General features: G+C 42.9%; 12 protein-coding genes and 1 other annotated feature. Of the genes, 1 reads left to right on the plus strand and 11 read right to left on the minus strand.

Annotated features, from left to right (window positions below):
- Window positions 1–275: 275 nt before the first annotated feature.
- Entirely contained in the window at window positions 276–1,559 is a 1,284-nt protein-coding gene (locus NKF87_RS12325; protein WP_117598160.1) for an O-acetylhomoserine aminocarboxypropyltransferase/cysteine synthase family protein, read from the minus strand.
- Window positions 1,560–1,686: 127 nt separating this feature from the next.
- Here NKF87_RS12325 and NKF87_RS14505 point away from each other — a divergent pair, with 127 nt between their 5' ends.
- Window positions 1,687–1,785 carry a helix-turn-helix domain-containing protein gene (locus NKF87_RS14505; protein WP_238024875.1) on the plus strand — a complete coding sequence of 33 codons (99 nt, stop codon included), beginning with the start codon at window positions 1,687–1,689 and terminating at the stop codon, window positions 1,783–1,785.
- Between the two features lie 115 nt (window positions 1,786–1,900).
- On the opposite strand, the gene NKF87_RS12335 is transcribed toward NKF87_RS14505, so the two are convergent.
- The 10 genes from NKF87_RS12335 to NKF87_RS12380 all read right to left on the minus strand — a co-directional run bounded on the left by NKF87_RS12335 (window position 1,901) and on the right by NKF87_RS12380 (window position 14,672).
- Entirely contained in the window at window positions 1,901–4,381 is a 2,481-nt protein-coding gene (locus tag NKF87_RS12335) for a hypothetical protein (protein WP_253583622.1), read from the minus strand.
- Between the two features lie 45 nt (window positions 4,382–4,426).
- The gene (locus NKF87_RS12340) at window positions 4,427–6,523 is read right to left on the minus strand and encodes an efflux RND transporter permease subunit (RefSeq protein ID WP_253583624.1); all 2,097 of its coding nucleotides are present in this window, start codon (window positions 6,521–6,523) and stop codon (window positions 4,427–4,429) included.
- Window positions 6,524–6,730: 207 nt separating this feature from the next.
- Complete coding sequence (locus NKF87_RS12345) at window positions 6,731–7,756, minus strand: bile acid:sodium symporter family protein (protein WP_173791443.1); 1,026 nt, start codon at window positions 7,754–7,756, stop codon at window positions 6,731–6,733.
- 65 nt (window positions 7,757–7,821) lie between these two features.
- Window positions 7,822–8,062 (minus strand) — a binding site (T-box leader).
- Between the two features lie 126 nt (window positions 8,063–8,188).
- On the minus strand, window positions 8,189–8,833 hold the full coding sequence (locus tag NKF87_RS12350; RefSeq protein ID WP_028088091.1) for a trimeric intracellular cation channel family protein: 645 nt from the start codon (window positions 8,831–8,833) through the stop codon (window positions 8,189–8,191).
- A 64-nt stretch (window positions 8,834–8,897) separates the two neighbouring features.
- Complete coding sequence (gene folK / locus NKF87_RS12355) at window positions 8,898–9,719, minus strand: 2-amino-4-hydroxy-6-hydroxymethyldihydropteridine diphosphokinase (RefSeq protein ID WP_055282006.1); 822 nt, start codon at window positions 9,717–9,719, stop codon at window positions 8,898–8,900.
- A 17-nt stretch (window positions 9,720–9,736) separates the two neighbouring features.
- Window positions 9,737–10,552, minus strand: coding sequence for a dihydropteroate synthase (gene folP / locus NKF87_RS12360; RefSeq protein ID WP_006428047.1), 816 nt, complete (start codon window positions 10,550–10,552; stop codon window positions 9,737–9,739).
- The gene (locus NKF87_RS12365; RefSeq protein ID WP_253583626.1) at window positions 10,549–11,070 is read right to left on the minus strand and encodes an HD domain-containing protein; all 522 of its coding nucleotides are present in this window, start codon (window positions 11,068–11,070) and stop codon (window positions 10,549–10,551) included. The genes folP and NKF87_RS12365 overlap by 4 nt, the downstream gene beginning before the upstream one ends.
- Window positions 11,071–11,092: 22 nt before the next feature.
- A complete protein-coding gene (gene folE / locus NKF87_RS12370) occupies window positions 11,093–11,650 on the minus strand; it encodes a GTP cyclohydrolase I FolE (protein ID WP_055195732.1) in 558 nt (185 codons plus the stop codon).
- Window positions 11,647–12,942 carry a bifunctional folylpolyglutamate synthase/dihydrofolate synthase gene (locus NKF87_RS12375; protein WP_192934790.1) on the minus strand — a complete coding sequence of 432 codons (1,296 nt, stop codon included), beginning with the start codon at window positions 12,940–12,942 and terminating at the stop codon, window positions 11,647–11,649. Before NKF87_RS12375 ends, folE begins: the two co-directional genes overlap by 4 nt.
- Window positions 12,943–13,091: 149 nt before the next feature.
- Window positions 13,092–14,672: a glucose-6-phosphate isomerase gene (locus NKF87_RS12380; protein ID WP_253583628.1), complete on the minus strand. Its 1,581-nt coding sequence runs from the start codon at window positions 14,670–14,672 to the stop codon at window positions 13,092–13,094.
- Window positions 14,673–14,800 lie beyond the last annotated feature (128 nt).

Consider the following 14,800-nt stretch of genomic DNA (forward strand, 5'->3'; position numbering starts at 1 on the left):
CTCCAGCCATTGGGGACGGGGTTTTTGGTCTTTTTACTGTCCCTGCCGGCTCAAAATATTCCATACACATGGTAGATTTCTCTATTTTAGCATGATTACTATAAAAACGTCAAAAAAAAGGGGATATAAACTTATCCCCTTAGTGCTGCTACCACAAAAGCAATCATATATATTTTTTCAAATTAATAATACCTATAAGCGCATCCACTTATAGGCATTATCAATATATTTATGTAAGTTTTTTCGGAATTTTGCCTTACTCTTTCAATTCTACCTTAGATTGCATCCAACGCATTCGAGATATCCGCGATCAGATCCTCTTTATCTTCCAGACCAAGACTGATACGAATCAGTTCAGCCGGTACTCCTGCCTCTTTTAACTGTTCATCCGTCATCTGTCTGTGTGTAGACGTTGCCGGGTTCAGACAACAGGTTCTTGCATCTGCTACATGCGTCTCGATCGCACCGAGCTTTAATGTCTTCATGAAGATAGATGCTGCTTCTCTTCCACCTTTTAATCCAAACGATACCACTCCACATCCGCCGTTCGGAAGATATTTCTGTGCTCTTTCATAATATTTATTAGAAGGAAGTCCTGGATAGTTCACATATGCTACCTTTGGATGTGCTTCCAGGAACTCTGCAACTGCCTGCCCGTTCTCTACGTGCTTCGGCATACGTACATGCAGGGATTCCAGACCAAGGTTTAAGATGAATGCATTCTGTGGTGACTGCATAGATCCAAAGTCTCGCATCAGTTGAGCCGTACATTTGGTAATGAATGCACCTTCTTTGCCGAATTTCTCCGCATATGTAATTCCATGATAGCTTTCATCCGGTGTGCAAAGTCCCGGATATTTATCTGCATGTGCCATCCAGTCAAAGTTGCCGCTGTCTACGATTGCTCCGCCAAGTGCAGCTCCGTGTCCGTCCATATATTTTGTAGTCGAATGAGTTACAATATCTGCTCCCCATTCAAACGGTCTGCAATTGACTGGTGTCGGGAATGTGTTATCTACGATAAGCGGCACACCATGTGCATGTGCCACTTTGGCAAATAATTCAATATCCAGTACGGTAAGTGCCGGATTGGCAATTGTCTCACCAAACATTACTTTTGTATTTGGCTTAAATGCTTCATTTAACTCTTCTTCTGTTGCATCCGGTGACACGAATGTTACATCGATTCCCATCTTTCTCATCGTTACATCGATCAGGTTAAATGTTCCACCGTAAATGGATGAAGATGCTACAATGTGATCTCCGCACTCACAGATATTGAACAGTGCGAAGAAATTGGCTGCCTGTCCGGATGAAGTCAGCATCGCTGCCGTTCCACCTTCCATCTCTGCAATCTTTGCCGCAACCATATCATTAGTCGGATTCTGCAATCTGGAATAAAAATATCCTGACGCTTCCAGATCAAATAATTTTCCCATATCTTCACTGGTTGCATATTTGAATGTTGTTGACTGTACGATTGGAATCTGTCTTGGTTCTCCGTTTCCCGGAGTATATCCGCCCTGTACACATTTTGTTCCTATTCTGTATTCATTCATGAATTTTCCTCCTTAGTGCATGTTTTTTCACGCACTCGCTAAATCATACCTTTTTAGTATACTTTAGCACTATACCGAGGAAATTTCAAGGAAAGATAATAAGACTAATTTATCGTCTTCTCAAATCATACAATGGGTTCTTGCCGAAGAACATGGGAATAAAGAAAAAACTGCCAAACGTCTTGGCATAAGCAGAAGCACTCTCTGGAGAATGTTGAAAAAATAAAAAAAGAATCACAAACGGAAGAGGATGAAGTAATACGCCCCTCGTCTAATTAACAGGGAACATATTACTTCATCCTCTTCCACCTGTGATTCTTTTTATTTCATATTCATATTATTTACTCGATCGCATCCGTCTCAATCACAAATTTTACATTACCATCCATTGCTTTATCCTTACCGCTGAATGTACTATATTTGCAATTTTCTGATGTCAGTACATCGATTCTGTCAAGTACATCACCAAGTTCATCTTCCACGGTGCTCTTCAACTTACTTGTTCCTTCTTTGTCAAATTTCGCCATGCCTTCTGCAAGCTCTTTTGCACCTGACTGAAGTTCGGAAGCTCCGCTTCTAAGTGCACCGCTGTTGGCTGCAAGTGTTGCAGATCCGGAAGACATCTGGCTTCCCAATGTATTCAGTCCGCTTGCCAACTGATTCGTTCCACTCTGAAGTGTATTGACACCGGCTACTAATGTCGGACTGTTGGATTTCAGTTTATTTGCACCGCTTACCAGGGAATCATTGTATCCACTTAACTGTGCGAATCCTTTGTTCAGTGCCGTGATTCCCTGGATTGCTGTCGGGAATTGAGCGGATGTCGCATGATTCAATGCAGCCAGATCGCTGTGCAGTGTTCCGATTGCACTGTTCAGTCCCTGCATACCTGCATTTAACTGGTCTACACTTCCTGTTAATGTACTTAACTGTCCTGCCTGTGCAAGAACACCTTCCGCATCTTCGATACTCTTCAACTGCTTCTGTAATTCCGGAAGTGCTGCTGCCAGCTCTCCCGAAGACTTCTTCAAAGTATCTGCATTCGTCATGATCGTTGCTGCACCTGCTTTTAAGGAATCTACATCTATTGTCGGCATCTTTGACGTATCAATGCCTGATAACTCCTTGAGATTCTGTACGGAATCTGTGGAAGCTTTTGCGTTCTTCAGTGCACTTATAGAACTCTGTAATTGCTTTTCTTCCTCGGAATTCTTATCTGAGATTTCTGCATACTTCGCTTCCAGTGCACTTATAGATGCAGCGATCGCATCAGAACTGTTCTTTGCTGTTGTCTTAGCTGTTGCAATTGTCTGATTGTCAGATGCAACTACATCATTGATATTCTTACATGCATTCTCTAATGCTGTCTGCGCTGCATCAATATTTGCCAGAGCTTCCTGCATACCATTTAATGTCTGGGCAATTGTTGTAAGCGGTGCCTCGATGCCATTTGCCAGTGTTCCGCTTAATGTCTTAGTCTCTTCCATCAATGTATTGCCGGTTGTTACCATAGCATTTACCTGAGACATCAGACCCTCTACTTCTTTCGTTCCAAGTGCTGCTTTCATCTGTGCTGTTCCTGCTGCCAGAGCCTTGGAGGCTGCCTGAAGGTCTTCTGTGGTTCCACCCTCACCATCCGTTGCTGCCTCAAGCTGGGAGATTGCACTCTGCACCTGCTTCAGTCCCGCACTAAGCTGTGTCAGCTGTGAAGCTCCTGCTGCCAGCTGCTTTTCACCGTCTACGTAACTGCTTACACCATCTGCCAGTGTATTTACGCCATCCGTATAATCCTGTACCCCTTTGACAACTTTATTCACACCATTCACATACTCTGTAACGCTGCCGCTTAACTCTCCGTTAGAACCAAGATATTTCTGAATACCGGCATTCAATGTGTCAACACCTTCTGTATAAGTATTCACACCATCTGCCAGTGTTCCTGCACCATCTGCCAGTGTATCGGAACCACTAACCAACTGAAGTGCCGCATCTTCCAGATCATCCAGCGCTGTCTGCAGATCATCTACATCTGCAATGTCATCCATATTCATATCATCCAACAGATCAGATAATGCAACTGTATAAGTAGAAGACATTGTAAAATCTGTTACATCTGCTTCAATACTTAAGCTTTCCGGAATCGTAACTTTGTCACTTTCTTCACTGCTTAAGTTCAGGCTGTCTTTTAATCCCGGCATTCCGAATCCGATAACGATATTCTTATTCCCATCGGAAATAATCTTGCCGTTATCGATCGTTACATTGCTGAATGTCTCATTCGGAAGTATCATTCCCGTCATCATCACGAACGGTGTATATACTTCTGTATCTTTTCCATCCAACGATACATTCTGCTTTTCATTATTCTTATAATCAACGGTAATTTTCAAATGTCCGCTCTTACCCTTTAACTCAGACGGCTTCATCTGTTTTCCGTCTAGATAATAGTTCAGTTTTACTGATACCGGAAGTTTCTTATCTGTCGTTCCCTGATAATAGATGTCCTCACCGTCTGTAGCCCAGGTCAGTTTATCTCCGTCTGACGTATATTTTTCATCACCTTTTACATTCTTGATATCGCTCAGTGTACTCTCGTCTTCCAGATCTCCGGATACACTTCCTGAATTCTTAAGCCAATTGGATACCGTTACTTTATCTGTCTTGCCGCTTGCTTTGGCATTCACATATACCGTCTCTTCTTTATATACCTCGCTGTTTGAAGTTCCACTTGCCGCGAAAGCTGGTGTCACACCCATCATCACTGACATTCCGACTGCTACAGATGCTGCAATTTTTCGTTTCATTTTTCTGTTCTTATTCATAATTCCTGCTTCCTTTCTTAGTTATCATGGATTGTTAATAACAGGTTACTTTGCTTCACTTGTCTGTGCTTTTGCCTTTTTCCCAAGAAATCCGATGGATGTCTTGCAGATTAATTTGTCAAATATCATGAACATTGCCGGCAATACCAGAAGCACGACTACCATACTGATAATGGCTCCTCTTGCAAGCAATGTACAGATCGAACCGATCATTTCAACCTGAGAATAGCAGGCAACTCCGAATGTTGCAGCGAAGAAGCTAAGTCCACTGCTGATGATGGACGGCATACTCGTTTTATGTGCAATGCTGATTGCTTCCATCTTATCTTTTCCAAGGCTTCGTTCTTTTTGATATCTCGTTGTCATCAGGATCGCATAGTCAACCGTTGCACCTAACTGAATGGCACCGATCACGATACTTGCCACAAACGGAAGGCTGATTCCCTGATAATACGGGATCGCCATATTGATCATAATTGCAAATTCAATAACTGCCACCAGGATGACCGGCAGTGAAATCGATTTGAAAATAATCAGAATGATCACAAATATCGCTGCGATAGAGATAATATTAACATTAACAAGATCGACATCCGTGACATCCTGCAGATCTTTCATCAGAGGCGCTTCTCCGATGACCATTCCCGTCTTATCGTATGATTTTACAATCTTATCGATCTTTTTAATCTGTGTATTGACCTGATCCGTTGCAGATTCGTATTCTGTGCTTACAAATGCCAGTTCATAATCTTTACTCTGCAGCATCTTCCGGACATCCTTCGGAATTATGGAATCCGGTACACTGGGCCCGATAAGTGAACTCATACTGATGGTCCATTTCACGCCTTTTACTTTATCGACCTTATTCAGCATCTGCTGTTTTTCCTTTGCATCCATGTTCTTATCCATCATGATAATATGCATGTTGCTTGCCCCAAAGTCATCCTTTACTTTTGCAATTGATACATTACTGTTCAATGTTGCCGGAAGTGAATCTGCAATATTGTAGTAAATCTTTGTATGGTTATTTCCATAAATTGCCGGAAGTAAAAGTATCAGGAATGCCGCGATCCATACTTTATAGTGCTTTGTGATAAAGGCTGATGGACGATCCATATTACTTAACAGCAATTTGTGTCTTGTCTTCTCGATTGGTTTATCAAATACAAGGATCAGTGCCGGCAGGATCGTTACACAACAGATAACGCCGATCACAACTCCTTTTGCCATTACGATACCAAGGTCACGTCCGAGTGCGAATGTCATAACACAAAGTGCGATGAATCCGGCCACAGTAGTTACGGAACTTCCGACAACCGACTTAAATGTATTGGCAATCGCATGCCCCATGGCTCTTTCTTTCTCGCCAGGGAATCTCTTCTTATTCTCTTCATAACTATTCAGAAGGAAAATGGAATAATCCATCGTTACGCCAAGCTGTAATACTGCTGTCAGTGCCTGCGTAATATAAGACGTTTCACCGAGTATAATATTACTTCCCAGGTTGTATAAAATCGCAAGCCCTATACTTAGCAGGAATAAAAACGGAACTACAAATGATCCTGATGTAATCTCCAGTACGACCAGGCTTAACAGTGCCGCGATCACTACATAGATCGGAAGCTCTTTCATTGCGATATTCTTAATATCTGTAACGATACCCGTCATACCACTGATAAAGCACTGCTTATTCGCGATCTTACGAAGCTGTGTCAGTGCCTCCATGGAATTATCAGATGATGTCGTGTCATCAAACAATACCAACATCATCGTTGCATCACCATTGATAAATGCTTTTCTGATATCTTTTGGAATCATCTCCACCGGAAGGCTGATATCTGCCACATCGTCATACCAGAGTACATCCTGGACGTGCGGCACTTTTTCAAATTCCTTTTCCAGTTTCTGTACATCCTTCATATCCATATTCTCGACTGCGACCATGGAGAATGCACCCATTCCAAATTCATCTACCAGGATATCCTGTCCTTTTACCGTCTCCAGGTGATCCGGCAGGTAACTCAGCAGGTCATAATTTACTTTTGTTTTTGCGATGCCGATTATTGACGGAACAATTAATAAGACTCCTATAAACAGCACCAGTATTCTGTGTCGGGCAATCCCTTTGCCAACTTTGACCATTCTTTCCATCTCCTCTTATTTTCTTTATGCATTTATTATTATAGTAAAAAATGACTAATAGTCAATATTTTATTTAAATTATTTTTTTATTTCGTTGATAATCTTTATCCATATTGGCGCACACAAAAAAAGAAACAGCACATCCCGTGTTGTTTCTTTTTTGTTTCTATTCTATAAATTTGTTATTTCATGCATTTCAAGAGCAGTTTAATGTGCTGCTGCCTCTACATTTCCGGCAGCTTTTTCTTTTCGTTTGTCATGCATTGCAAATAATCCGGCTAACAGTGTTCCTGAGATGGAATGCCATGTACAGGATACCGCACAGATAATTGCAGATTCCGGTGTAGATGCAAACTGGGCAGTTGTAGTTGCAAGATTCGTTGCAAGTCCGGCATTCTGCATACCCACTTCGATAGAAATGGTTCTCTTCTTTGACGTATTCATACCAACCAGTTTTCCTGCTCCATATCCAAGCAGATATCCAAGTCCGTTGTGCAGTAATACTGCTACGAAGATCACAACACCTGACTGGAAGAACTTGGCTCCCTGTGAAGATACCACACCGCCGACAACACATGCAAGTCCGAGAACAGCAACTCCCGGCATAACTTTCTGAAGTTCCCGGAATGTTTTATTCTTTCCCAACAGATAATTTAACAAGAATCCAACACCAACCGGAAGGATAACAGTCTCAATGATTGATACGAACATCGGAAGTCCCTTGATCGTAATCTGTGTACCGCTTGCCAGTAAAGATACCATGAGTGGTGTCATAACCGGTGAGACCAGTGTGGATACTGTTGTCATTCCTACGGAAAAGGCTACATCCCCGCCGCACAGATAAGACATGATGTTGGAAGATACACCTCCCGGACAGCAGCCTACAAGAATCAGCCCAAGTGCGATTCCATCCGGCAGATTCAATACCTTTGAAAGCGCAAATGCAAGGAATGGCATGATCAGATACTGCGCAACCGCACCAACACAAATGTCAAACGGACGCTGTGCAAGAATCTTAAAGTCTTCCGTTGTAAGTGTCAGTCCCATACTGAACATGATAATACCAATGATAATCGACTGACATGTGAACTTGTTCGATACCATGTCTGTGAACAGCGCCAGGTTTACCCAGCCCATCATAGACGGAAGGAAAAATGTAACCACTGCGATCGCGATTACAACAATTGACGTGTAGTCTGATAAAAATTTGCTTGCTTTCTGTAATGCTTTCATTACTCTTCTCCTCCTTTAAACAATCACTGTCCACCAAAAAAAATCCCTTTCCAGAATATACTCTGAAAAGGGACGAAATCTATCCGCGTTACCACCCTAATTCTGTAGAATCTTTCTACAGCTCTCATACACGTACTATCATACATGCTCCCTGTAACGGGGGATACCGGCGAGGTTTACTTTAATATTGCTTTCAACCCGCTTCTTAGAGAGGATATCCTTATCTGCCTATTACCTGCTTCCACCAACCGCAGGCTCTCTGTGAAATAACGATAGATACGGCATTGTTCTCATCAACGAATTTCGGTGAACTATATATATTTTACAAGTCCTTATTATAAACCTGTCATTTCAAATGTCAAGCATAAATTTTCATGCTTTTGCATATTTTTTCATCACATTCTGCAAAATGCTCCTTACCTTCCCGGATTTCTACTCTCCGATCCTTGGAAGATTCCATCTGTAATGAGCCGCAAGAAAACGTATCAGCATAACGATCAGTGATGACACCACCATCGCCGGAAGTTCTCCGTAACTTCTGTATATGATCACACATATCCACGCCCCCGCAATGGATGCGCATGCATAAATATGTTTCACAAATATATACGGCGCAACTCCTGCCATCGTATCACGCAAGAGTCCTCCTCCGACTCCCGTCATTGTACCAAGGAAGACCAGCAGAAATGTATTATCGATATAGCCGCAACTGATACCTTTTGTCACTCCCATCGCCGAAAAGATTCCAAGTCCTACAGAATCCATTGCCAGCATAAGTTTATCATAGACCTCACCAAAACCATCCTGCAGATATTTCCTGCGGAAATATATAATACAAAACACAAGCACCGCAGCAAGTACGGCATAGATCACATATACCGGATGCAGAAGTGCCGATGGCACCTTCCCAAGTATAACATCACGAACCATACCTCCGCCAACTGCCGTTGACACACCAAGCACGATCACTCCGAATATATCCATGCTGCACTCAATTCCAACCATTGCCCCCGATGCTGAGAACGCTACTGTTCCGATCAGTTCGATTGCAAATATAATCCACTCCTGAATATCCATCTTGTTTTCCCCATCTTGTCTTTTATTTTTTGTAAATTTACTGTCCTGTTCATGCTCTGTCATTCTATTTCCGAAGGTCTTCCAGCATCTCTCTGACCGTCTTTCCATACACCGGATGACGTTTATAAGGTGCAATCTCATGCAAAGGCTCCAGTACAAACGCTCTCTTATGCATCTCCACATGTGGAATACATAAAGTATCCGTCTCTGCAACCAGATCATCATAAAATATAATATCCAGATCCAGCGTTCTCGGTCCCCAATGTATGATTCGTTCTCTTCCTGCCTCTTTTTCAATTCGGTTCAGCTCTTTTAATAACTCTTCCGGATATAATAATGTCGAAAGCTTCAGACAACCGTTTAAGAAATCCGGCTGATCCGTCACTCCGTACGGAGGTGTCGTGATAAATGTCGATACCTTCTCCACCTTTGTATTCTTTATCTCATCCAGCGCCTGTACCGCGGCTTCCAAAATGCTTCTGCTATCCCCCATATTCGATCCGAGCGCAATATATGCCGTATGCCATTCACGCTCAATCTCTACACTGACCGTCTTAAGCGGCAGTCCGACCGGTGCCCACGGTTTCTTGATCTCAATCTGCACCTTCTGCAGACCTGCTATACGCACCAGCATCTCCTCTGCCAGTCCTTCCGCAACCTTCTCCAGAAGCTTAAACGTATGACTTTTCAAATACTCTGTGATAAATGCACTTGCTTCTCCATAATGGATAGATGCAGTCAGCTCATCTGTCAGTCCTGCCCGTCTGGTATCCGTATACATAACCGCAGACACCACAAATTTCTGCCCCAGTACATTTTCCTCCGGAAACACACCATGATTGGCAAATACTTCCAGATCTTCTATCTTTATCTTGTCCGGTTTCATCTCATTCCTCACTCTTTCTATACTTCGTGTCCCCGCATGATTGCTTTCGTCATCTGAATGGCTCTCTTATTTTTCTCTACATCATGGACGCGTACGAATGCACATCCCTTCTGTACCCCATATACGGTCGTAACCATCGTACCTTCTTCCCGCTGCGTCACCGGAAGATCCAGCGTCAGTCCGATTACGGATTTTCGTGATGTTCCGAGCAATACCGGATATCCAAGTTCATTTAATATCTCCATCTTATCGATAATCTCCAGGTTCATCTCATAAGTCTTTCCAAATCCGACACCGGGGTCAAGGATGATCTTGTCATCCTCAATGCCTGCTGCTTTTGCAAGTCTTACACATTCTTTCATATCATCCATGAAATCTTTCAGAAAGTCCTGATATTCCGCCTTTTCCCGATTATGCATCAGACAGCATGCAGCCTGATACTTCGCGATCACACTTGCCATCTTCTTATCATATTTTAATCCCCAGATGTCATTGACAAGATCTGCACCTGCCTGAAGTGCAGCCTCTGCGACATGGCTTTTGTAGGTATCGATCGACACCGGTACATCAAATTCTTTCTTAAGCACTTCAATAATTGGCGTCACTCTTGCAATCTCTTCTTCATCCGTGATCTGGATATGTCCCGGACGCGTAGATTCCCCGCCTACGTCAATGATATCTACACCTTCTTCAACCATCTGGTGTGCATGTGCAATTGCCGCATCCATTCCGTTAAACTTTCCTCCATCGGAAAAGGAATCCGGCGTCACATTCAGGATTCCCATAATGTATGTATGATTTGCTGTATCAAAATTCTTTCCACCTATGATCATATTATTATCTCCATATTTTTCTCTTCTTCATTCCAGTTACACTTCTTCTCTGCCATGCAGGAAAGACACATTCTGGAACGTTTATCACTTTCATAGAACAGTTCCTCTATCGGCTTCATATGCTCATGCCATCTGCGGTGTCCCCTGACTGCCAGACAGATCAGTGCTTTTTCTTCATCCGTAAATGTAAAACCAGTCGGAAGAGAATCCAATATCCGCCTTGCTATTCTCTCTCCTGCGATCTCATGCGGAATCTGCTGTCTGTACTGAAAAGATTTGCCAATATCATGCAGCACCGCCGCTACGTAGATCAGTTCCTTATCGAATCCAAGTCCTTCTTCCAGATTCTTAATGTAAGCAATTCTTGCCACATCCAGAAGATGGTTCATCTGATGACAACAGAATACCCTATCCGTCTCACATTCACAGATACGCTTATAGTATGTCTGATACACTTCATGATTCACCACCGCATTCAGACGGGGCATCCCTTTTTGTCTTTCTGTTACTCTTTTCATCTACATCTGTATCTCTTTCTTTTTATCGTCCAAGCATCCGGAAAAATCTCTCTTCCAGTACCGGATCTGTCTCAAATACACCGCGTCTTGCAATTGTCACAGTCTGGCTTCCCGGCTTCTTGATCCCACGCATTGTCATACACATATGCTCTGCTTCGATCATAACGATAGCCCCTTTCGGCTGCATATGCTCCATCAAAGCATCAGCAATCTGTCCGGTAAGCTGTTCCTGAAGCTGCAGTCTTCTTGCGAATACCTCCACGGTACGGGCAAGTTTGCTTAATCCTACAACTTTCCCATCCGGAATATAAGCAATATGTGCTTTCCCATAAAATGGCAGGAGGTGATGCTCACATGTCGAATAGAATGTAATATCTTTCTCTATTACCATCTCATGACTGTCAACGGTAAATGTCTTAGAAAGATGTTTTCCGGCATCCTCATCCATACCTCCATATATCTCTTCATACATTCTTGCGATCCGGTCCGGTGTATCAATCAGTCCTTCCCGGTTCACATCTTCTCCCATTCCTTCCAGAAGCAGCCGCACTGCCTGTTCTATCTTCTCATGATCTATCATATTCTTTCCTTTCTCTGCGGATTCTGTACGCATCCTTCCATACACCGGATTACTTCACTTAGATATGACAATGAACCACATGCGATCACCGCACGTTTCCCACTGTCTTCTGTTGCATAAGTATACGCTTTTGCAACAGCATCTCCAATACTCTTTTCTGCGTACACGCTCATCTGTTCTGTCATACAGTCTCTTACACATTCTGCAAGCTTCTCTGCCGGCAGTGTACGTTCCTTATTCGGCAGATCTACCGTATACACCCGCTTTGCTGACGGACACAGAATCTGTACGATCTTCTCATATTCTTTATCTTTAAATACACCCATGATCAGGATAAGTTCCTCTCCCGTAAAATACCGTTCAATGGATGTCTTAAGCTTCTTCGCCGCATCTTCATTATGCGCACCATCTACGATCACAACCGGATCTTCAGACAGACAAGTAAAACGTCCCGCCCATCTTGTTGCATCAAGACCGTCCCTCACTGCTCCTTCCTCAATCTGATATCCCAGCTTCCTGAGGCTTTCAATTACTTCCAGTGCCACAGAAAGATTTTCTCTCTGGCACTCTCCTGCAATGTGGTTCTGCATATGCGCATATTTTTTATATGAAAATGTAAGTCCTTTATAATCTTCTTTTTCGATACTCATCTGTTCCGGCTCTGCTTCTGTGTATATACAGTTCAGACTCTCTGCTTTCTTTCGCAGGATCAGTCTGACATTCTCCTGCTGTCTTGCTGACACTACCGTACATCCCGGTTTGATGATCCCGGATTTCGTCTGTGCGATCTCTTCCAGGGTATCTCCGATCACCCCTAGATGATCAACACTGATCGTTGCAAATACTGCGCAAACTGTATTCTTAATTACATTCGTCGCATCTGTCTCTCCGCCGAGACCGGTTTCCAATACAACCAGATCACATTTTTGTTTCTTAAAATACAAAAAAGCCATCGCCGTCTCTACTTCAAACACTGTCGGAACAGGTTCTCCTTTACATACAAGCCGGTCAATTGCTTCTTTTATCTCTTCCATGATCTCTGCAAATTCTGATTCAGAGATCCATTTCCCATCTATCTGTATCTTCTCCAGATAAGAAATGACTGTCGGTGAAACATATCGCCCGGTTTTGTATCCTGCCTTACTTAATATCATTGAAGTGTATGCAAGCACAGATCCTTTTCCATTCGTTCCTGCAATATGTATGAACTTCAGATCATCCTGGGGGTTCCCAAGTTCACGCAACAGACCTCGAATCGTATCTAAGCCAAGTACACTTCCGTATTTCGACATCTCGTCCAAATATACCCTCGCTTCTTTATAGGTCACGTCTTTATTTTCCTTTCATCAAAAAAATAGTGCTGTCAAACAGACATTTCTGCCTAACAGCACTATCATACCACTATTGAATCACACTAACAAGTGATTGCTTCTTTAATTTATTAGATATTCAGCAGATCACTGAACACCTTCAGTGCACCATCTGTCTCGTGTGCAAGTACACGTTTTGCAAGTACTTTACCAAGCTGTACACCTTCCTGGTCAAAGCTGTTCACATTCCATACAAATCCCTGGAACATAACTTTATTCTCAAAGTGTGCAAGAAGTGCACCGAGAGATCCCGGATTTACCTGCTCTCCGATAATGATGCTTGATGGACGTCCGCCTTCGAAATTCTTATTACGGTTCTCATCGGATTTACCACATGCAAATGCAACGATCTGGGCAGCTACATTTGCACAAAGTTTCTGCTGGCTTGTGCTGTCCTGGATCACAACATCTGTTTCCATCTGGCTGTTCTTGTATCCAACGAACTGTAACGGCACGATATCCGTTCCCTGATGCAGTAACTGATAGAATGAGTGCTGTCCGTTTGTTCCAGGCTCTCCGAAGATGACTGGTCCTGTAGGATAGTTAACCGGCTCACCGAAACGGTTGACAGATTTACCGTTAGATTCCATATCCAACTGCTGTAAATGTGCAGGGAAACGGCTCAGTGCCTGGGAATATGGAAGTACGGCCGTACTTGGATATCCTAATACATTTCTCTCATATACACCAATCAGTGCATCCAGCATTGCAGGGTTCTTGAATACATCTTTGTTCTTAGAAAGTGCATCTTCTGCTGCAGCACCATCAAGGAACTGTGCAAATACTTCTGGTCCGAATGCCAGAGATAATACAGCGCCTCCAACTGCAGATGTAGAAGAATAACGTCCTCCGATATAGTCATCCATGAAGAATGCTGCAAGATAATCGTCACTCTTAGCCAGCGGAGATGTCTCACTTGTAACAGCAATCATGTGCTTAGAAGCATCCAGTCCCGCATTCTTCAGTGCATCTTTTACAAATGATTCATTGGTTAATGTCTCAAGCGTTGTTCCTGATTTTGATACCAGTACGAAGATAGAATGTGCAACATCGATAGAATTAAGTACAGCTGCCGCATCATCAGGGTCTACGTTACTGATGAATTTGGCTTCCATCTTGAATGTGTCATTCTTCTTAGCCCAGTTCTCAAGTGCAAGATACATTGCACGAGGTCCGAGATCACTTCCACCGATACCGATCTGTACAACCGTTGTAAATTTCTCACCGGCTCCGTTTGTGATCTCTCCTGCATGTACTTTATTTGCAAAATCTGCGATCTTAGCCTGCTGTTCTGTATAGAATGTACGCTTGTCCACTCCGTCAGCCTCTACAGCTTCTCCAAGCTGTCCACGTGTCATGTGATGAAGTACCAGACGTTTCTCTCCTGTGTTGATCACTTCTCCGTTGTAAAGTGCTTCAAATTTCTCTGCCAGCTGTGCTTCATCTGCTAATTTTGCAAGTGCTGCCAGTACTTTATCGTCAACCTGCTTTGCAGCATAGTTATAAGTAAGTCCTTCTGCCATCGGAACACTGTAATTCTTTACTCGTTCTGCTCCGCTTTCTCCTGTCATTGCTTCTACAAGATTTACTCGCTCAACTTTTTCAAGTTCTTTGAATGATGCAAGGGTATCTAAGTTGTTCCAGGTAATCATAATATTAGATTCCTCCTTCAAAAAAATAAATATGATCTTTACGGTCATGAGTCCGGCCGTATTTCTCGTTAATTTTAGCACATTTTCAGTATAATAACAATTAAAAAGCAACCAACATATGTTGATTG

Source organism: Dorea longicatena, from assembly GCF_024168045.1.
GTDB lineage: Bacteria > Bacillota > Clostridia > Lachnospirales > Lachnospiraceae > Dorea_A.

Coding starts and splice junctions, on each gene's coding strand:
- NKF87_RS12325 (WP_117598160.1), bottom strand. CDS start 1,559: ATGAATGAATACAGAATAGGAACAAAATGTGTACAGGGCGGATATACT.
- NKF87_RS12335 (WP_253583622.1), bottom strand. CDS start 4,381: ATGAATAAGAACAGAAAAATGAAACGAAAAATTGCAGCATCTGTAGCA.
- NKF87_RS12340 (WP_253583624.1), bottom strand. CDS start 6,523: ATGGTCAAAGTTGGCAAAGGGATTGCCCGACACAGAATACTGGTGCTG.
- NKF87_RS12345 (WP_173791443.1), bottom strand. CDS start 7,756: ATGAAAGCATTACAGAAAGCAAGCAAATTTTTATCAGACTACACGTCA.
- NKF87_RS12350 (WP_028088091.1), bottom strand. CDS start 8,833: ATGGATATTCAGGAGTGGATTATATTTGCAATCGAACTGATCGGAACA.
- folK (WP_055282006.1), bottom strand. CDS start 9,719: ATGAAACCGGACAAGATAAAGATAGAAGATCTGGAAGTATTTGCCAAT.
- folP (WP_006428047.1), bottom strand. CDS start 10,552: ATGATCATAGGTGGAAAGAATTTTGATACAGCAAATCATACATACATT.
- NKF87_RS12365 (WP_253583626.1), bottom strand. CDS start 11,070: ATGAAAAGAGTAACAGAAAGACAAAAAGGGATGCCCCGTCTGAATGCG.
- folE (WP_055195732.1), bottom strand. CDS start 11,650: ATGATAGATCATGAGAAGATAGAACAGGCAGTGCGGCTGCTTCTGGAA.
- NKF87_RS12375 (WP_192934790.1), bottom strand. CDS start 12,942: ATGTCGAAATACGGAAGTGTACTTGGCTTAGATACGATTCGAGGTCTG.
- NKF87_RS12380 (WP_253583628.1), bottom strand. CDS start 14,672: ATGATTACCTGGAACAACTTAGATACCCTTGCATCATTCAAAGAACTT.